Origin of the sequence: Cognatundibacterium crateris, assembly GCF_010078235.1 — a bacterium.
Lineage (GTDB): Bacteria > Pseudomonadota > Gammaproteobacteria > Burkholderiales > Burkholderiaceae_D > Undibacterium > Undibacterium crateris.
This window is the reverse complement of sequence record NZ_JAABOS010000001.1, coordinates 670,338-688,063: the sequence shown is the minus strand read 5'-3', so window position 1 is coordinate 688,063 and position 17,726 is coordinate 670,338. Positions and strand designations below refer to the sequence as shown.

Genomic DNA, 17,726 nt, shown 5'->3' with positions numbered 1-17,726 from the left:
ATATGCAGCGGGATGCAAAGCGCGACAGCTGGCAGCTAACAAGGCCGGATCAGACGATGGCGATCATCACGCCTGCCAGCAGCACCAGCGCACCGGCGATGCGCTCTGTGATCAGCGCATAACGTTCTTGCGTCGCTAAATGACTGGCTTTGGACGCCAGCATGCCGTAAGCCAGCAAGATGAAAAACTCCGGAACAATTGAACACACTGCCAGTATCAGCATTTGCCAGCCTACCGGCTGCTGCAGGTTGATAAACTGCGGCAGGATGGCGACGAAGGTCAGCATCGTTTTAGGATTCGTCAATTGCAGCATCAGTGCATTCAGATAAATCCGGCGTGGGCTCAGCGTATTTCCCGATAGTTGCGACAGTGTGATTGGTGAAGGTCTGCCCGTGATGGCTGACAGACCCAGATACACCAGATACGCTGCACCCAGATATTTGATACCCATAAATAGCTGTGGCGACGCCAGCAGTACGCCGCTCAGGCCAGTGGCGGACAGCAAAAAGAAAATCGCATTGCCACTTAAGATACCCAAAGTCACAAACAAAGATGTGCGCCAGCCGCGCGCGATGCCATAAGCAACCACCATCATTACCGCTGGTCCCGGTGACAGCGACATTGCTGCCTCAGTCGCGGTAAATAAAGCCAGATTCTCCCAATTCATCGCTGACCCTGCAAAAATGCCAGCATAGCCGTCAACACTGCATCGCCTTGCTCACTCATCAGCGAGTGGCCGCTGTTGGCGATCAGGCGTATCTGGCTGTGTGGGATCGCGCTGCTCAATGTCTTACTTGCTTTGGCGGGCGTCATCATATCCTGCTGACCCAACACAAACAGTGCCGGACAGCGTACTGCGGCAGCAGCCGCTTCACCATTTGCATAGGCGTTGCAGGCGCTGAAGTCGATATGAAAAACTTTTTCTGCAGGATTGCGGGCCGCGATTCGCTGCATCAGGCGACGGCTCATGCCATGCAACGACATACCCGGAGCCGGACAGGACGGACGGGCGACCAGGCCGGAGTGCGACCAGATATTCACCATGTCGATCGCGCTTTGTTCCTCATCCCGCGCGGCATTCAGTAATATGTCCGACACCTTCATTGGATAAGCGGTGCCGATCAGACTCAGGCTGCTGACTAAGGCAGGCGCACGGTAGCTGGCTTCCAGTGCGATCAGCGAACCCATACTGTGACCGGCCAGATGAGCGTGCTCTATGCCAGCCTGTTGCAGAAAAGCGAGTACCCAGTCAGCCATGTCTTCCACGCTGCTCAGGGCAGGGCCTGCACTCAGGCCGTGGCCCGGTAAATCCAGTGCAATCAGGTTGTAGCCATGATTGGCCAGGTAGCGGCTTTGCAGTGCCCACACCGAGTGATCATTCTGCGCGCCGTGGATCAGCACCAGTGTCGGTAACTCCGCACGCAACACCTTGCCACCGGTATAGGCGTAAGCAGTCCTATTGTGTATGTTCAGTTGCATCTCATGCTCCTTTCAGTGCGGCTTTTAAGGCGCGGTTGAGGTCGTCTTTGAGATCGCTGACATCTTCCAGTCCAACCGATAAACGCATGGTGCCTTCGCTGATGCCTGAAGCTGCCAGCTGATCTGCCGGAACCCGGAAATGGGTGGTGGAGGCGGGATGGATCACCAGCGACTTAGCATCACCGACATTGGCCAGGTGAGAAAATACCTGTAGCGATTCAACGAAGCGCTTACCGGCTGCGCGGTCACCTTTGAGATTAAATGAGAATACGGCGCCGCAACCCTTAGGCAGCAATTGCTGAGCCAGCGCGTAATCCGGATGGCTTTCAAGTTCAGGGTAGGAAATGCTGTCCACTGCCGGATGACTGAGCAGGAATTCGACGATCTGTCTGGTGTTGGCAACATGCTTTTCCATGCGCAGGCTCAGGGTTTCCACCCCCTGCAAAATGGTGAAGGCATTATGTGGACTCATGCAGGCGCCGAAATCGCGCAAACCTTCGCGCCGCGCGCGTAAGGCAAATGCAGCGACTGGGGATTCTTCTGCGAATACCATGCCATGGAAACCATCATAGGGTTCGCATAATTCAGCAAAACGGCCAGTGTGCTGATGTGCAGCCTGCCAGTCAAAGCTGCCGCCATCAACCAATACACCGCCGATCGCAGTGCCATGTCCGCACAGGAATTTGGTGGCGGAGTGGAACACCAGATCGGCACCGTGATCCAGCGGTTTTAACAGATAGGGCGTGGTGAAGGTGGAATCCACCAACAATGGCAAATGATGGCGATGCGCAATCTCAGCAAGCACTGGGATATTCAGTACATCGAGCCCGGGATTCCCCAAAGTTTCAGCAAACAAGGCCTTGGTCTCAGGGCGAATCGCAGCGACCCAGGCATCTGGGTCACGCGGATCGACGAAGGTGGTTTCTATGCCGAAGCGCTTCATGGTGTAGCTCAGCAAGTTATGCGAGCCACCATACAAGGCACGCGAAGCGACCAGATGCGAACCGGCACCGGCGATGGTGGCAATCGCCAGATGCAGTGCAGCCTGACCGCTGGCGACCGCCAGCCCGGCGACGCCACCTTCGAGTGCCGCGATACGTTCTTCCAGCACGGCATTGGTGGGATTGGAAATGCGCGAATACACATGACCCGCCTTTTCCATATTGAATAAGGCAGCAGCGTGATCCGCATTTTGAAAACTGAATGACGAGCTCAGGTAAATCGGGGTGGCGCGTGCGCCTGTGCTGGGGTCGGGGCTGGCACCTGCATGCAGGGACAGCGTGTCAAAGCCCGGATATCGTGGTCCGCTCATATACTGGTATCTCCATTTTGTGACGCCGCCATGCTACCACTCGCGCCATACAGCGTCATGCGAATTCCAGGTTTTTGCTCTAAAAATAACGCAGTTGCGCTGGATTTTTTGCATCGCTTAAGATACATTGGTGTGCAGAGTAAAAACATGGCGCTGACGCAAGAGTGTCTCCGGTTTGCACCCGTTCGCCTGATGGCTGCTGAGGCTGCCCGGGTCCTTCGGTATCTTGTGCCACCATCAAGCTCAGCCCGAAAACAACCAGATCAGAGGAGATCGCATCCATGAAAGTTTCCGAAATTCTTCAGGTAAAAGGCAATATCCTGTTCACGATTACGCCAGACACGCCTATTACGGAGGCGGTCAGCGTGATGGAAGAAAAAGATATCGGTTCTCTGGTCGTCATGGAATACGGCGATCTGGCTGGCATCCTGACTTTCCGTGAAGTGATACGTGCGATTCATAAAAATGGCGGCTCACTGGGCAATGGCACCGTGCGCAAGTACATGGATGATCATCCGATTACGGTCACGCCGGAAACTGAGGTCAATGAAGTACGCCGCATGATGCTGGAAAAACACTCGCGTTACCTGCCGGTGATGGACGCCAAAACCCTGCTGGGTGTGATTTCCTTTTATGACGTGGCCAGGGCAGTACTCGAAGCGCAAAGCTTTGAAAATAAAATGCTCAAGGCCTATATCCGCGACTGGCCAGTCGAAGATAACGAGTCCTGAGCAAAGCACACCAGAATCGCTTAGCATAACGCCCGCCCATGTTTGTTGCGGGCGTTTTTGTTTATCGCTGCCGTCTTTGTATGGCGGTATTTATCAGTAGGACTTACGCAAAATTGTCCCGGCAAGGCTAAAACCCCTTTGGTGCTATAGGAAACATCGCTGGTAAGCGATGTCCGTTACACCAGCAGGCAACATGTTGCCTGAAACCCTGGCTACACCCTGGCGACGCAGGCAGTACGCATGTACGACAAGGAGCCATAACGCCGCTGGGCCGGTTTTGCGTAAGCCCTAATCAGAAAAAAAGGAAATGAATATGCATATCGCCGTGGTTGGTGCAGGTTTATCCGGCTTAACTGCCGCCCGTCATTTGCAGATGCAGGGACATCATGTGACGGTCTATGAAAAAAGTCTGGGTGTCAGCGGACGTATGAGTACCCGTCACACCGAATTAGGTGGTTTCGATCATGGCGCGCAATACTTCACCGCGACGACAGATCGCTTCAAAAAAGAAGTCGCCGACTGGAAAAAAGTCGGCTGGGTGCAGGCTTGGGATGCGCGCCTCGTGAACCTGGAGGCGGGGGTGGCGAAAACTGCAGGACGTCAGTCCAAGCCGTATGTAGCGGTGCCCGGGATGAGCGCTTTAGGCAAGCATCTGGCACATGGCCTCGATGTGCGGTCCGATCAGCAGGTGCTGGCGCTGGAAGCCTATCAGGACAAGTGGCTGCTGAAAGTTCAGTCCAGTACGGTCAGTGTGGCGGCCAGCGCAGGGCCATTTGATGCAGTGATACTGGCGATTCCATCCGATCAGGCGATTCCTTTATTGCAGCCGCTGCCTGCCTTTGCAGCACAGGCTGAGCAGGCGCGGCTGTCGCCTTGCTGGTGTCTGATGCTGGGCTTCCAGGATGCGCTGGACCTGCCATATGACGGTGCCTGGGTGCAGCAATCACGTCTGGGCTGGATTGCCAGGGACAACGCTAAGCCTCAGCACCGCGCGGGGGAGCGCTGGGTCGCGCATGCCACACGTGCCTGGAGCGAGGAGCATCTGGAAGATGAACCTGAACGTGCCAAAGAAAAATTGCTCAAGGCTTTCCATGAGGCGACAGGCTCCTGGATACAACCGATTTATGCGGTAGTGCATCGCTGGCGCTATTCGCAAGCGCAGCAACCGCTACAGCAGTCTTGCCTGTGGGATGCGAAGGCGGGTATCGGTGTTTGTGGTGACTGGTTTGCTAACGGCCTGGAAGGTGGCGGCAAGGTCGAGAATGCGTTTCTGAGCGGGCTGGCATTGGCCACGGCGGTAGGCTAATGCAGAATCGGTGGGCTGTCAGCACAGGCTGTAGCCCGCCATGTGCTTATTAATTGCTGACTTTGGCGAAGGTACGGGCGACTTTTCCCGCGTCGTACAAAGTCCAGGTCTTACGGATATGGGATGGCACATGCCAGATCGCAGTGGTGCCGGCGCGGAAGAACGCCGTATCACCGGCTTTCAGGGTAAAGCGTTTGCCCTGATAATCCAGCTCCACGCTGCCATCCAGTATATAAACTGCTTCGTCCAGCTGATAACGCCATTCAAAGGTGGATGCGTCGCATTCAAAAATACCAGAGCTGGTTTTGCCATCGCTGGATTTAAAAAATTCAGTTGCGCGGAAATTTGGCGTTCCTTGTTTGACCCAGGTTGGATCGACTGCTAAAGGCTTGAGTACCGGTGTTACCGTTTCCGTACTGGCAGGTGCAATGCTATTGACATGTTGTGCGGTCTGATAGGTGGCGACCACCAGTAAGGTGAGCAGGGCACCAGTGGCGCAGGAGATCAGGGTTTTTTTCATAGTCAAAATTATCTTTCACCAGTTTGTAAACGCCACAATGCGGCATAACTGCCATTGTATGCCAACAGCTGTTCATGGCTGCCACTTTCCACGATGCGTCCGGCCTCCATCACGTGTATGCAGTCGGCTTGTCTGACCGTAGATAAACGATGCGCAATCACGATGGTAGTACGGTTTTTACTCACGATATCCAGACTGCGTTGTATCGCAGCTTCGGTCTCATTGTCAACTGCGCTGGTGGCTTCATCCAGTATCAGCACCGGTGGATTTTTCAGGATCGCCCTGGCCAATGCCAGGCGCTGGCGCTGGCCGCCAGACAGTTTCTGGCCGCGTTCACCGATGCGGGTAGCAAAACCTAAAGGCAGTTTCTCTATAAACTCCATCGCTTCTGCAGCACGTGCGGCAGCGGCGATGTCTGCATCGCTGACTTGCTCCAGGCCATAGGCGATATTGTCTGCAATTGTGCCATCGGTCAGGAAACTATCCTGGGCCACATAGCCGATCACGCGGCGCAGATCCTGCAGGTTCAGGCTGTCACTGGCGACACCATCCAGCAAAATATGGCCGGACGCAGGCGTATAAAAACGTAACAGTAACTTCACCAGCGTCGACTTGCCTGATCCAGTTGAACCGACAAAGGCCACCGTTTTACCAGCAGGAATATGCAGATTGATGTGATGCAGTGTGGTTTGCTCACCATAGGCAAAACTCACATCTTCAAAGCGGATATCGCCGTTGACTTGTGCTTGCGGCAGTGCCTTGCCGTCGTAGCGAATTTGTATCGGTGTATCCAGCAAATTCATGGCGCGGTCTATCGCTGACATAGAACGTTGGTACATGTCGGCGACTTCAGCCAGTCCTGTCATCGGCCATAACAGCCGCTGGGTCAGGTAGACCAGTACCGAATACGCGCCGACCGCCAGTTCATCATGCAGGGTTAGCCAGCCACCATAGACCAGTGTCGCCGTAAAACCAGCCAGAATCGCCATGCGTATCACCGGCGTAATCGCCGAACTGACTGCAATGGCGCGCGCATTCGCGCTGCGGTAGGCATTGCTGGCTTCACCGATCTGCTGCTTTTCAAAGTCTTCGGTTGCAAAGGCTTTGATGGTGGCCAGGCCGAGCAGATTATTGTTCAGGCGGGCACTGACATCGCCAGCGGCTTCGCGTACTTCTGCATAGCGAGGTGCCAGCCGTTTCTGGAACCAGAAAGCACCAAATAAGATGGCTGGAACCGGCAACAGCGCAATCACTGCCAGTGAGGGCTGCAAAGCAAAAAAGACTGCACTGACCATGATGGAAGAGCAGATCACCTGAATAATCTGATTCGCGCCGCCATTCAGGAAGCGCTCCATCTGATTGATGTCTTCATTCAGGATGGACATCAGATTGCCGGTGCGCTGATTTTCAAAATACGCCATGTCCAGCTTTTGTACATGATCATAGGCGTCCAGCCGCAAATCATGCTGCAGATTCTGGGCCAGCTTGCGCCATTTTAGTGACAGCAGGTATTCAAACCAGGATTCACCCATCCAGATCAGGGCATTCAGCACGCCAAGAAAAACCAGCTGATGCCAGGTTTCGGTAATGCCGAAGCCTCCGAGTACCCGCTTCGCTAAGAAGCTTTTTTCACCATTGACCACGATATCGACCGCAACACCGATCAGGACTTCGGGCAGTACATCAAAAAATTTATTCAGTACAGAATACAGCGTGGCCAGCCGGAAATCGGTTTTATAGGCACTGGCATAAGTCAGCAGTTTGCGTAGCGGATGGTGGGCGGACATAAGGGCAGGTGGAAAAGAAAAAGGGACTGCTTACACAGTCCCAGGGTGACACCTTAGCGTGATCAGCAAGCTGGTTGCTATAAGCTAGGTGCGAGTATTCAGACTGGCAAATCAGCATGGAATTTATGCACTTCAATTCGTGTTGAATGATACACAAAACCAGGCCGATTTGCTGTCTGTTATCTGCCGCTCATTTAGTCTTCGCGACGCAGATGCGGGAACAGAATCACGTCTCGGATGTTCGGTGAATCGGTGATCAACATCATCAGACGGTCGATACCGATACCACAGCCGCCGGTTGGAGGCAGGCCATATTCCAATGCGCGGATATAGTCAGCATCGAAGTACATCGCTTCTTCGTCGCCTGCATCTTTAGCGGCGACCTGTGCCATGAAGCGCGCAGCCTGGTCTTCTGCATCGTTCAACTCTGAGAAGCCGTTGGCGATTTCGCGACCAGTCATGAACAACTCAAAGCGCTCGGTAATGCCAGCCACGCTGTCGGAAGCACGTGCCAGTGGCGAGACTTCAACTGGATAATCGATGATGTAAGTCGGGTTCCACAGCTGTGCTTCTGCTGTTTCTTCGAACAGCGCCAGTTGCAGCGCGCCGAGGCCGGAAGTGGCGAAAGGCTTGACACCAAACTTCAGCAACTCAGTGCGGATGAAATCTGCATCATGCAATTGTTCATGCGTATAGTGCGGTGCATATTTGTTGATTGCACCGACGATAGTCAGGCGCTCAAACGGTTTGGACAGGTCCAGCTCGCGACCCTGATAAGTCAGCACTGCTGTGCCATGCGCATCTTCTGCTGCTTTGCGGATGACTTGTTCAGTGAAGTCCATGAGCCATTTGTAATCTACATAGGCTGCATAGAATTCCATCATCGTGAATTCAGGATTATGGCGCGGTGATACACCTTCATTGCGGAAGTTACGGTTGACTTCAAACACACGGTTAAAGCCACCGACCACCAGACGCTTCAGATACAGTTCCGGCGCGATACGCAGGTACATTTCCATGTCCAGCGCATTGTGATGCGTGATGAACGGTTTAGCTGCCGCTCCGCCTGGAATTACATGCAGCATCGGTGTTTCGACTTCCATGAATTCATGGCTGGCCATGAAATTGCGGATCGATGTCATCGCTGCAGTCCGCGCCTTAAAGGTGCGACGGGTGTCTTCGCTCATGATCAGATCGACATAGCGTTGACGGTATTTGGTTTCCTGATTGGCCAGGCCGTGGAATTTATCCGGCAGCGGACGCAGCGATTTGGTCAGCAGGCGCAGGGTAGTGACTTTGACGGTCAGTTCGTCAGTCTTGGTTTTAAACAGTACGCCCTCTATGCCCAGGATATCGCCCAGATCATAATGACGGAAGGCTTCCATCGCTTCTTCACCGGTTTTATCCAGTGTCACATATAACTGGATGCGGCCATCTGCTTTGATGCCGGACGCGTCTTGCAAGGTGGCGAATGCCGCTTTTTTGCCTGCTTCACGTTTGAGCATCATGCGGCCAGCCACGCTGACTTCCACATTCATGGCTTCCAGTTCTTCGCGACCGACTTCGCCGTATTGCGCCTGCAGATCCGCCGCCTTATGCTGAGGGCGGAAGTCATTCGGGAAGGCGACGCCTTTGGCGCGGATCGCATCCAGCTTAGCGCGGCGCTCAGCGATGATAGAGTTTTCATCGACCGGCAATTCGCTTGCGGCTGTTTGATTTTGAATGTCTGACATAAGATTTCTCTCAGTGTAACGGGCACAGGCCCGGCTAAATAGTGGCTGACTGATGGATGGGCTGCTGTCTGTGCGACAGCAGCGAAATTACGGGAATTACGGGTGTTACAGATATTGCGGATTTGCAGCCCGCGTTCACATGGAAAGCAGGCTGCATGGCAGCGATCAGACGCCTTGCTTTAAGGAGGCGGCGATAAATTCGTCGATATCACCATCCAGTACGGCTTTGGTATTGCCTGTTTCAAAGCCAGTGCGCAAATCCTTGATGCGGGACTGATCCAGTACATAAGAGCGGATCTGATGGCCCCAGCCGACGTCGGTCTTGGAGTCTTCCAGATTTTGCTTTTCGCTCATGCGTTTGCGTAACTCTAATTCAAACAGTTTGGCTTTCAGCATTTCCCAGGCTTCTGCACGGTTACGATGCTGGCTGCGGTCATTCTGACATTGCACCACAATGCCGGAAGGGCCGTGGGTCAGACGTACCGCGGAGTCAGTTTTATTAATATGCTGACCACCGGCACCGGAAGCGCGGTAAGTATCGGTACGCACATCAGCCGGATTGATGTCGATCTCAAACGATTCATCGACTTCAGGATAAACAAACAGACTGGAGAAAGAAGTATGGCGGCCATTGTTGGAATCGAATGGTGATTTACGCACCAGACGGTGCACACCGGTTTCGGTGCGCAGGAAGCCGTAGGCATATTCGCCTTCCACTTTCAGTGTCGCGGTTTTGATACCGGCCACGTCGCCATCGGATTGCTCCAGAATCTCGACTTTGAAGCCTTTACGCTCACAATAACGCAGATACTGACGCAGCAGCATGGAGGCCCAGTCCTGCGCCTCGGTACCACCAGCACCGGCCTGGATATCGATAAAGCAGTTGTTCGGGTCCATAGGATTGTTGAACATACGACGGAATTCCATGCCTTCGATCAGTTCGCGCAAATGCTGCGTATCGGCTTCGATGGATTCTAAAGTGTCGTCGTCGTTTTCTTCCCTGGCCATGGCAAACAAATCGTTTGCATCGCGCAGGCCACTTTCTGCCTCGGTCAGGGTATTGACCACAGCTTCCAGGGATTTCTTTTCTTTGCCCAGATCCTGAGCACGTTTTGGATCATTCCAGACGTTAGGATCTTCTAATTCGGCGTTAACTTGTTCCAGTTTCTCTGACTTGATATCGAAGTCAAAGATACCTCCGAAGTTCGGCTTCACGGACCGTCAGGTCGGCAAGCAGGGAGGATAGGCTATTGAGGCGTTCGGCTTCCATAATGTCGCTTTTCTAATGCAATAAAACCTTGCATTATAACCGGATCGCGCAGCGATGTTTTATCGGCGCGTCCGGACTGGTATAAAAAAGCGTGAAAACGGTATTTGAAGTGACTTTACAGTATCAAAGTCGCTTACCAAACCGAAGTGGTGACGGTGGGTTCTGCTTTGCGATGACTTTCCAGCCATTGTGCGAGCTGAGTTTTAAAGCAGGAGGGGCAGATGTGGTACTGTATCAGTTTGGAATTGCCACCGCTGGCACGGGAGTCTTCTTCTTCGAGTGAAATCGTGGTGATCACTTTTTCGTGCTCATTGTTACTCCAGTTTTCATCCCAGCGCGACTCTGTGCCACATACATCGCAGGTCAGCTTATCGAATACCTCTTCGGTATGTTCGAGGATTAAGACGGTTTTCATGTGTTTCATACTTCCTCCGCACTGCCAGGTTGTTGAAAAGGGGATGTACCGACAATTTTATTGTACATCAGCAAGATGATGACTTTGCCTTCAGTCGAAAAAAAAGCCACATGCGGGTCAGGCATGTGGCTTTCAGGTGAGGCTGCTTGAAACTTCGCCGTTTATCCGCGCCGTCCAGATTTATTGCTGCCAGCCGGCTGGGCTGGCTTGGCTTTCGGTTTGGCACTGTTATAGCTAAGCCCATTGCGCGAAGCGGACGCCGCTGGCTTGGCACTGGCGGCTGCAGTGCGGCCAGCTGGTTTTTTGCCAAAGGTGTTGATCTTGGGTGCGGCCACGCGACGGCCATTCAACACGCCGCTGTTTTCCACGGTCAGCGCCACCGATGGCTGACGCGCCGGAATCAGATGACGTGGGCCACTGCCGATCAGATCGCGCCGTCCCATGCGTAACAAGCCTTCGTGCAGGACTTCCCAGTTTTCCGGTGCGTGATAGCGCAATAAAGCCTTATGGAATTTCCTGACCTTGCCGGAGCGTGCGGTTTCCACTGCTTCAGAATCGCCACTGACTTTTTTAAGCGGATTCTTACGCGTGTGGTACATGGTGGTTGCCAATGCCATTGGGGTCGGCATAAAGGTTTGCACCTGATCCAGCTTAAAGTCTTTTTCTTTCAGCCACAGCGCCAGATTGACCATGTCTTCATCGGTGGTTCCCGGATGGGCGGCGATGAAGTAGGGGATCAGATACTGTTCTTTGCCAGCCTCGCGCGAATAGCGGTCGAACATTTCCTTGAATTCGTCGTAAGTCCCGATGCCGGGCTTCATCATCTTCGACAAGGTATTTTGTTCGGTGTGTTCCGGCGCGATTTTCAGCAAGCCACCGACGTGATGGGTGACTAATTCTTTCACATATTCGGGTGAGCGTACCGCCAGGTCGTAGCGCAGGCCGGAGCTGATCAGGATTTTCTTGATGCCGGGTAGCGCGCGCGCCTTGCGGTAAATCGAAATCAGTTTGCTGTGATCGGTGCCCAGATTTGAGCAAATGCCGGGATAAACGCAGGACAGACGGCGGCAGGATTCCTCGATCTTTTTATCCTTACAGGCAAGCCGGTACATATTCGCGGTCGGGCCGCCCAGATCGGAAATGGTGCCGGTAAAGCCTTTGACCTTGTCGCGGATTTCTTCGATTTCGCGCAGGATGGATGGCTCGGAGCGGCTCTGGATGATGCGACCCTCATGCTCGGTGATAGAGCAGAAGGTGCAGCCGCCAAAGCAGCCGCGCATGATGTTGACCGAGAAACGTATCATTTCCCAGGCTGGTATGCGTGCATTGCCATAGGAAGGGTGGGGCGCACGTGCATAGGCACGGTCATACACGCCGTCCATTTCATCCATGGCCAGCGGCAGCGGAGGCGGATTCAGCCAGACATCGCGCCCGTCATGCGCCTGCACCAGGGCTTTGGCATTGCCGGGATTGGCTTCCAGATGGAAAACGCGTGAAGCATGCGCATACATGACAGGATCGTCTTTGACTTCTTCGAAAGAAGGCAGCCGAATCACGCTCTTGTGATGGCGGTTTTTGAGCATCAGCTGGCGCTCTTCGCGGCTCATGATGCGGATCGTCTGTTGCTGAACTACGTCGGGCTTTACCTCGACGGCAGCTGTGCTGGCTGCTGTGGTGCCGCTGTCCTTCGCGCCGCCTTCAGTTTTGCATTTAGCGTCTTTTTCCGGCGTCATCGCATACGGATCGGTATGCGCATCGATCTTGCCCGGCTTGTCGATTTTTACCGACTGAATTTCGGTCCAGTCTTCATCTGGCAACCAGCCACGCGGCGCCATGAAAGCGGTGCCGCGCAAATCACGTATCTGTTTGATCGGTTCGCCTGCAGCCAGGCGGTGGCTGAGGTCGATCAGCGCACGTTCAGCATTGCCGAATAACAGAATGTCCGCCTTGGAATCAGGCAGCACTGAACGTCTGACTTTATCCGACCAGTAATCATAGTGCGCAATACGGCGCAGGCTGGCCTCAATACTGCCCACTACGATATTCGCATCCGGATAGGCTTCGCGTGCACGTTGTGCATACACGGTCAGCGCGCGGTCAGGGCGTTTTTCTTTTTCGCCGTTCGGTGTGTAAGCGTCTTCGGAACGAATTTTACGGTCAGCGGTGTACTTATTGACCATGGAATCCATATTCCCGGCGGTGACACCGAAATACAGATTCGGCTTGCCCAGCACACGGAAGGACTCGGCCGAATGCCAGTCTGGCTGGCTGATGATGCCGACCCGGAAGCCGTGGTGTTCCAGCAGACGGCCTATCAGGGCCATGCCGAAACTCGGATGATCGATATAGGCGTCGCCGGTGACCAGGATCACATCGCAACTATCCCAGCCCAATGCATCCATTTCGGCGCGGGACATGGGTAAAAACGGAGCAGTACGGCCAGCGCCGACATCGGCGCGGTAACGCGGAAAAGAAAATAAATTTTTAGGCTGAGCATTCATGGGCGCGATTGTACCGGAAAGTGCTGGCGCTTGCCGGAGTCGCTGCGGTTTTTTGCTGAATAATCAAAAGCTTGCGACATTTTTCAGCGTTCGCTGGGCTCACTGATGCGCGTCATCAATCAGGACTGGGCGCGCATTAACTGGTCGGCTTCACCATTCTTATGACGCGGTATCCATTGCAAGTGACAGGCCGACTGACTATTCGCTAACTGATTCAGCAATTGCAGGCAGTGCTCGCGGTAATGCGCTAGCAGGGCTGACGTTTTGCCATAACGCGCCAGCACATCGTCGATTACCACCTGGCTGTCACCATGAATGCGCAGCGACTGGCCGGGTGCGACATGGCGCAGGGCGAGCTGCAGGCAATGGATCAGCGCCTGGTATTCGGCATCACTGCTGTCACCGTGGCCAGCGGTCTGCGTGTGCTCTATCCGCTGTCCGTCCGGTCCCTGCAAAATACAGGCGATCTGGCAGGCACCCGGATTGGGCTTGCAAGAGCCATCGAACCAGGCCATCCAGTCGGCGGGTCTGGAGTCAGGTGTGCGTGGTTTGGACATGGGTATCATTGCAGGCTGAAAAACCTGCAATTTTATGCGGAAAGTTCTATGCTATGCGCTTTTCCGACGTCCCGATTGATTGATCATGCCGAATTCTGCTACATCCCCCAATGCCCTTGCTGACTTGCGTCCTCCGCTTCCTTTTTTGGCGGCTCCTGGCTATGCCGCGACCGATGCCTGGGTGGCGGCTTTGCAGGCAGCCATGCCCGATGAGCGCATTGTGCCATTTTCGGCTTTGAGTCCGGCTGATCAAGCTGCCGTGACAGTCGCGATTGTCGCTAATCCTGATCCGGCTGAGTTAGCCGCCTGTCCGAATCTGGTCTGGCTGCATTCAGTGTGGGCCGGGGTAGAGCGCCTGTTAGCTGAAATGCAGCACAGTCAGGTCCATATTGTGCGCCTGGTCGATCCGCGTCTGGCGGCCACCATGGCAGAGGCGGTGCTGGCCTGGGTGCTGTATTTGCATCGCGATATGCCGCGTTATTTGCAGCAGCAAAAAGAACAATGCTGGCAGCCTCTGCCTTATCGCCGTGCTGCGCAGCGCAGGATAGGTTTGCTGGGACTGGGCGCGCTGGGTGAAGCTGCTGCGCGCAGTTTGCAGCAGGCGGGTTTTCCTGTGCTGGGCTGGAGCCGTACGCAGAAGCACTTAGATGGCGTCGATTGTTATAGTGGCGAAGCCGGTCTGGCAGCGATGCTGGCGCAGACCGACATCCTGGTATGCCTGCTGCCACTCACCGCAGCAACCACCGGCCTGATCAATGCGCAGCGCCTGGCTATGCTGCCCGCTGGTGCCAGTCTGATCAACTTTGCGCGTGGCCCCATCGTGGTCGAACCGGACTTGCGCGCAGCGCTGGATGCTGCGCACTTACAGCATGCGGTGCTGGATGTGTTTGCGGTTGAGCCGCTGCCACCGGACAGCTGGCAGTGGACACATCCTGCCGTGACCGTGCTGCCACATTGTTCAGCCCCGACCGATAAAGAAAGCGCTGCGCATATCGTTGCGGGCAACGTAAAGCGTTACCGCGAGCAGGGCTTGTTGCCTAAAGGCGTAGACAGACAACAAGCTTACTGACCATACATGCCAGTCAATGTTAGAATAATGTAAATTGGAAATGCTAATCTGCTTGCCTCGGCAAGCAGCGTTATTTTCCTGATGAGATTCAGCTATGAGCCAGGCAATTGCCGACCATGCTGCTTGCTGCGGCTGATCGGGATCATCGTGGCTTTAACTGCATGATTCATTGACTGCTTACGGCTTGTTGTCAGCGCTATCCTCAATTTTGTTGTTCATGTATGAGTTATTTGTCTCCTGAGTTTGCGCTCGTTTTTTTTCTGTTTCTGGTGTTGTACTGGTCTTTGGTGAAATGGCCGGTCGCACAGAAGCTTACTTTGCTGGCGGCCAGCTATGGCATCTATGCCTCGATAGACTGGCGTTTTGCCGCTGTGCTTGCGGTCTATTCTTCCTTTGTCAGCCTGACCAGTCAGATGCTTGTATGGCGGCCCACGCTCAGACGTAGTTTGCCAGCGATCGCAATCACGCTGTCAGTGGCGAATCTGGCGGTGTTTAAGTATTTCGACTTTTTCCGCGAAGGCATGCAAGGCCTCGTGGAATTTTTTCACTGGCAATGGGCGATCCCGGCGCTCGATATCATTTTGCCGGTCGGGATTTCGTTCTACACTTTTCAGTCGATCGCCTATCTGGTTGCCCTGGCACGCGGCGAGCGTGAGCCCGCATCCTGGCTGGATGGCAGCCTGTATCTGGCCTTTTTCCCTACCTTGTTTGCGGGGCCGATTTGCCGCCCCTCCGGTTTATTAAGTCAACTCGAAGTCCGTGAACAGCGCGAAATCCAGCGCCCGGCGTTGGCGATTTGTCTGCTACTGAGTGCAATGATCAAGAAAGTCTGGCTGGCCAGCTGGCTGGCGGATGCCTGGGTCAAGCCACTGTTTGCGAATCCGGATGCCTATCAGGGACTGGAACTGCTGGCCGGTATGTATGCATTTGCGATACAGATTTATTTTGACTTCAGCGGCTATTCCGATTTGGTGATCGCGCTGGCTTTACTGCTCGGTTATCGTCTGGCAGACAACTTTAACCAACCTTATCTGGCGACCAGTCTGCGTGAGTTCTGGCGGCGCTGGCATATCTCGCTGTCGACCTGGATACGTGATTATGTGTATATCCCTATGGGTGGTAACCGTGGTGGCTGGTGGTTGACCCAGATGACGATTTTCAACGCTATGCTGATTAGCGGTCTGTGGCATGGCGCCAGCCTCAAATACCTGATCTGGGGTGCTTTGCACGGATTGGGCATGGTGCTGCAAAATGGTTTTGAACGTATTACCGGCAAGCGGGTACAGGGTATGCTTGGTGCCGTGTTCAGCTTTCACTTTGTCTGTCTGGCCTGGGTGTTTTTCCGTGCTGAGAACTGGCAGGAGGCGCTGCACTATCTGGCTGGACTGACACGTGCCGATGGCCCGCTGCAAATGAATGTGATGGCCGGTTTCTTATTGCTAGGCGTATTCTTTGCGGGAGCACTGGGGTATGAACGCTGGCAGGGGCAGGCGGTGCGCTGGCTGGAAAAAACACCGCTGCCGCTGCAAGTGCTGCTGATTACACTGACCGTTTTACTCATCAATTATCTGGGCCCATCCGGGGTTCCTGCATTTTTGTATTATTCGTACTGAACAGAATGAATATGTATTTTGGTGACCATCCCGACCATAAACCACAGCCAACAACTGCGCTGCGGGTATTGAGTTTATTAGGTTGCAGCCTGGCGCTGATAGCCTGGTTGCGTCAGGATGCGCTGGACCTGTATTGGCAGCAAACCCGCCATGCGGAACTGGGTTTGTCGACTGCGATTCCACATGCCTGGTGGCGCCATGGACCAGTACTCAGCGCACAGCTGGAATCTGCACTGCAAAGCCGTCTATCCGGTACGGCGGAATTACAGCAGCGTATGGTGCTGGCGGCGAATGTGCTGTTGTACGGTAAAGCTGCTCTTTCGGATCAGGATCTCGCACAAGTGTCTGAGCCGGTCATCAAGAGCTCGGCACAGGCTGGCCTGTCGCTCAAGGCGCATGCACAGCAATTAGGTACCTTGAGTACAGTGCAAACGGACGCTGCGGTGCGCAGAAAGGAAAATGGCACAACTGGCGCGGATGCGACGGCCAGCGCTGCGAACATCAATCCGGAAGCTGCACCTGTATCTGCGTCACATACCGCATCGGCGACGTCGGCGCAGGCCGACAGCGGCGATAGCGAAGAGCTGCCCGCTGTGACCCAGTTTGCCCGTCTGGCGGAAGACGGCCGCATCGTGTTATCCAAGACGGATCGCGTATTGCTGGTCGGTGACTCCATGATGCAAGGGGTTGCGCCGCATCTGGCACGCGCTTTGCAGAATGTGCAGGTCAAAGCGCTGGACGTGAGTAAGCAAAGCACAGGACTGACGTATCCGAATTATTATGACTGGCCGGGTCGCATCCGTGAGCTGATCCCAAAAGAAAAAATCAGTATTCTGGTGATCTTCATGGGAGCCAATGATACCTGGGACATGGTATTGGGCGGTAAATATGAGCCTTTCGGCAGCGAGACCTGGCGTCGTTTATACGCAGAGCGGGTGGCTGGTATCCTGAACTTTGCGCATTCCCAGCATGTACGGGTGATCTGGCTGGGCGCGCCGAATATGGGCAAGGACAATATCCAGAAAGGCGTACCGGTACTGAATCAATTGTATGCGGGTGCGATGAAAGACGGTACTTCGCGCTATCTGTCCACACGTGAAATCCTGAGCGATAAAGCCGATGAATATCAGCGCACCATTACCGGTAAAAGTGGTGAGCAAATCGTGGTGCGTAGTGGCGATGGCGTGCATTTCACGCGCGATGGCCATAAACTGCTTACCCAACTGGTGATGCGCCAGTTCGTATTGCCACAGCCCGCCGCCACCGAACAGGCACAGAATGACAGTGCAGCGCAGAACCTGAGTCCGGCTGCACATCCAGTCGCAAATCCGGTCTCCAATCCGCTTGTTCATCCACGCCGCAAAGAGCGTCGCGAGCTCTCGTCGCCGGTCACCACCTCCGCGACGTCCACCACTTCTTCCTGAACTACTGAT

At 54.3% G+C, this 17,726-nt stretch carries 16 protein-coding genes; 5 read left to right on the top strand and 11 right to left on the bottom strand.

What is annotated here, in order from left to right:
• Positions 1-49: 49 nt before the first annotated feature.
• From EYB48_RS02995 to EYB48_RS02980, 4 genes are all read right to left on the bottom strand, one after another.
• Positions 50-667 (bottom strand): LysE family translocator, encoded by a 618-nt coding sequence (locus tag EYB48_RS02995; RefSeq protein ID WP_162018781.1) that lies wholly within the window; start codon positions 665-667, stop codon positions 50-52.
• A complete protein-coding gene (locus EYB48_RS02990) occupies positions 664-1,479 on the bottom strand; it encodes an alpha/beta fold hydrolase (protein ID WP_162018780.1) in 816 nt (271 codons plus the stop codon). Before EYB48_RS02990 ends, EYB48_RS02995 begins: the two co-directional genes overlap by 4 nt.
• Before the next feature lies 1 nt (position 1,480).
• Positions 1,481-2,791 carry an O-acetylhomoserine aminocarboxypropyltransferase gene (locus EYB48_RS02985; protein ID WP_162018779.1) on the bottom strand — a complete coding sequence of 437 codons (1,311 nt, stop codon included), beginning with the start codon at positions 2,789-2,791 and terminating at the stop codon, positions 1,481-1,483.
• A 79-nt stretch (positions 2,792-2,870) separates the two neighbouring features.
• Entirely contained in the window at positions 2,871-3,074 is a 204-nt protein-coding gene (locus EYB48_RS02980) for a hypothetical protein (protein WP_162018778.1), read from the bottom strand.
• On the opposite strand from EYB48_RS02980, the gene EYB48_RS02975 reads away from it, so the two are divergent.
• Positions 3,073-3,522 carry a CBS domain-containing protein gene (locus tag EYB48_RS02975; protein ID WP_162018777.1) on the top strand — a complete coding sequence of 150 codons (450 nt, stop codon included), beginning with the start codon at positions 3,073-3,075 and terminating at the stop codon, positions 3,520-3,522. The two genes, EYB48_RS02980 and EYB48_RS02975, sit on opposite strands and share 2 nt — an antisense overlap.
• Before the next feature lie 313 nt (positions 3,523-3,835).
• On the top strand, positions 3,836-4,828 hold the full coding sequence (locus tag EYB48_RS02970; protein ID WP_162018776.1) for an NAD(P)/FAD-dependent oxidoreductase: 993 nt from the start codon (positions 3,836-3,838) through the stop codon (positions 4,826-4,828).
• A 49-nt stretch (positions 4,829-4,877) separates the two neighbouring features.
• On the opposite strand, the gene EYB48_RS02965 is transcribed toward EYB48_RS02970, so the two are convergent.
• The 7 genes from EYB48_RS02965 to EYB48_RS02935 all read right to left on the bottom strand — a co-directional run bounded on the left by EYB48_RS02965 (position 4,878) and on the right by EYB48_RS02935 (position 13,611).
• Positions 4,878-5,348: a cupin domain-containing protein gene (locus EYB48_RS02965; RefSeq protein ID WP_162018775.1), complete on the bottom strand. Its 471-nt coding sequence runs from the start codon at positions 5,346-5,348 to the stop codon at positions 4,878-4,880.
• Between the two features lie 8 nt (positions 5,349-5,356).
• Positions 5,357-7,135: an ABC transporter ATP-binding protein gene (locus EYB48_RS02960; protein ID WP_162018774.1), complete on the bottom strand. Its 1,779-nt coding sequence runs from the start codon at positions 7,133-7,135 to the stop codon at positions 5,357-5,359.
• Positions 7,136-7,329: 194 nt separating this feature from the next.
• Positions 7,330-8,868, bottom strand: a complete 1,539-nt coding sequence (gene lysS / locus EYB48_RS02955) for a lysine--tRNA ligase (protein ID WP_162018773.1) — start codon at positions 8,866-8,868, stop codon at positions 7,330-7,332.
• 165 nt (positions 8,869-9,033) lie between these two features.
• Positions 9,034-10,138, bottom strand: a protein-coding gene (gene prfB, locus EYB48_RS02950) for a peptide chain release factor 2 (RefSeq protein ID WP_162018772.1) whose coding sequence is annotated in 2 segments (ribosomal slippage) — positions 9,034-10,056 and positions 10,058-10,138 — 1,104 coding nt in all. Because the reading frame shifts where the segments join, the coding sequence is not laid out codon by codon here.
• 133 nt (positions 10,139-10,271) lie between these two features.
• Positions 10,272-10,562, bottom strand: a complete 291-nt coding sequence (locus tag EYB48_RS02945; protein ID WP_162018771.1) for a hypothetical protein — start codon at positions 10,560-10,562, stop codon at positions 10,272-10,274.
• Positions 10,563-10,714: 152 nt separating this feature from the next.
• On the bottom strand, positions 10,715-13,054 hold the full coding sequence (locus EYB48_RS02940) for a YgiQ family radical SAM protein (RefSeq protein ID WP_162018770.1): 2,340 nt from the start codon (positions 13,052-13,054) through the stop codon (positions 10,715-10,717).
• A gap of 119 nt (positions 13,055-13,173) precedes the next feature.
• A complete protein-coding gene (locus EYB48_RS02935; protein WP_162018769.1) occupies positions 13,174-13,611 on the bottom strand; it encodes a ribonuclease HI family protein in 438 nt (145 codons plus the stop codon).
• A gap of 85 nt (positions 13,612-13,696) precedes the next feature.
• Between EYB48_RS02935 and EYB48_RS02930 the strand changes: the two genes are divergently transcribed.
• The 3 genes from EYB48_RS02930 to EYB48_RS02920 all read left to right on the top strand — a co-directional run bounded on the left by EYB48_RS02930 (position 13,697) and on the right by EYB48_RS02920 (position 17,717).
• Positions 13,697-14,680 carry a 2-hydroxyacid dehydrogenase gene (locus tag EYB48_RS02930; RefSeq protein ID WP_162018768.1) on the top strand — a complete coding sequence of 328 codons (984 nt, stop codon included), beginning with the start codon at positions 13,697-13,699 and terminating at the stop codon, positions 14,678-14,680.
• A 221-nt stretch (positions 14,681-14,901) separates the two neighbouring features.
• The gene (locus tag EYB48_RS02925; RefSeq protein WP_162018767.1) at positions 14,902-16,293 is read left to right on the top strand and encodes an MBOAT family O-acyltransferase; all 1,392 of its coding nucleotides are present in this window, start codon (positions 14,902-14,904) and stop codon (positions 16,291-16,293) included.
• A 5-nt stretch (positions 16,294-16,298) separates the two neighbouring features.
• The gene (locus tag EYB48_RS02920; RefSeq protein WP_162018766.1) at positions 16,299-17,717 is read left to right on the top strand and encodes an SGNH/GDSL hydrolase family protein; all 1,419 of its coding nucleotides are present in this window, start codon (positions 16,299-16,301) and stop codon (positions 17,715-17,717) included.
• Positions 17,718-17,726: the final 9 nt, after the last annotated feature.

Excerpts from the sequence above, each read along its gene's own strand:
- EYB48_RS02940 (WP_162018770.1), bottom strand. The coding sequence starts at position 13,054 with ATGAATGCTCAGCCTAAAAATTTATTTTCTTTTCCGCGTTACCGCGCC.
- lysS (WP_162018773.1), bottom strand. The coding sequence starts at position 8,868 with ATGTCAGACATTCAAAATCAAACAGCCGCAAGCGAATTGCCGGTCGAT.
- EYB48_RS02995 (WP_162018781.1), bottom strand. The coding sequence starts at position 667 with ATGAATTGGGAGAATCTGGCTTTATTTACCGCGACTGAGGCAGCAATG.
- EYB48_RS02925 (WP_162018767.1), top strand. The coding sequence starts at position 14,902 with ATGAGTTATTTGTCTCCTGAGTTTGCGCTCGTTTTTTTTCTGTTTCTG.
- EYB48_RS02920 (WP_162018766.1), top strand. The coding sequence starts at position 16,299 with ATGAATATGTATTTTGGTGACCATCCCGACCATAAACCACAGCCAACA.
- EYB48_RS02930 (WP_162018768.1), top strand. The coding sequence starts at position 13,697 with ATGCCGAATTCTGCTACATCCCCCAATGCCCTTGCTGACTTGCGTCCT.
- EYB48_RS02990 (WP_162018780.1), bottom strand. The coding sequence starts at position 1,479 with ATGCAACTGAACATACACAATAGGACTGCTTACGCCTATACCGGTGGC.
- EYB48_RS02960 (WP_162018774.1), bottom strand. The coding sequence starts at position 7,135 with ATGTCCGCCCACCATCCGCTACGCAAACTGCTGACTTATGCCAGTGCC.
- EYB48_RS02945 (WP_162018771.1), bottom strand. The coding sequence starts at position 10,562 with ATGAAACACATGAAAACCGTCTTAATCCTCGAACATACCGAAGAGGTA.
- EYB48_RS02975 (WP_162018777.1), top strand. The coding sequence starts at position 3,073 with ATGAAAGTTTCCGAAATTCTTCAGGTAAAAGGCAATATCCTGTTCACG.
- EYB48_RS02980 (WP_162018778.1), bottom strand. The coding sequence starts at position 3,074 with ATGGATGCGATCTCCTCTGATCTGGTTGTTTTCGGGCTGAGCTTGATG.
- EYB48_RS02935 (WP_162018769.1), bottom strand. The coding sequence starts at position 13,611 with ATGTCCAAACCACGCACACCTGACTCCAGACCCGCCGACTGGATGGCC.
- EYB48_RS02965 (WP_162018775.1), bottom strand. The coding sequence starts at position 5,348 with ATGAAAAAAACCCTGATCTCCTGCGCCACTGGTGCCCTGCTCACCTTA.
- EYB48_RS02970 (WP_162018776.1), top strand. The coding sequence starts at position 3,836 with ATGCATATCGCCGTGGTTGGTGCAGGTTTATCCGGCTTAACTGCCGCC.
- EYB48_RS02985 (WP_162018779.1), bottom strand. The coding sequence starts at position 2,791 with ATGAGCGGACCACGATATCCGGGCTTTGACACGCTGTCCCTGCATGCA.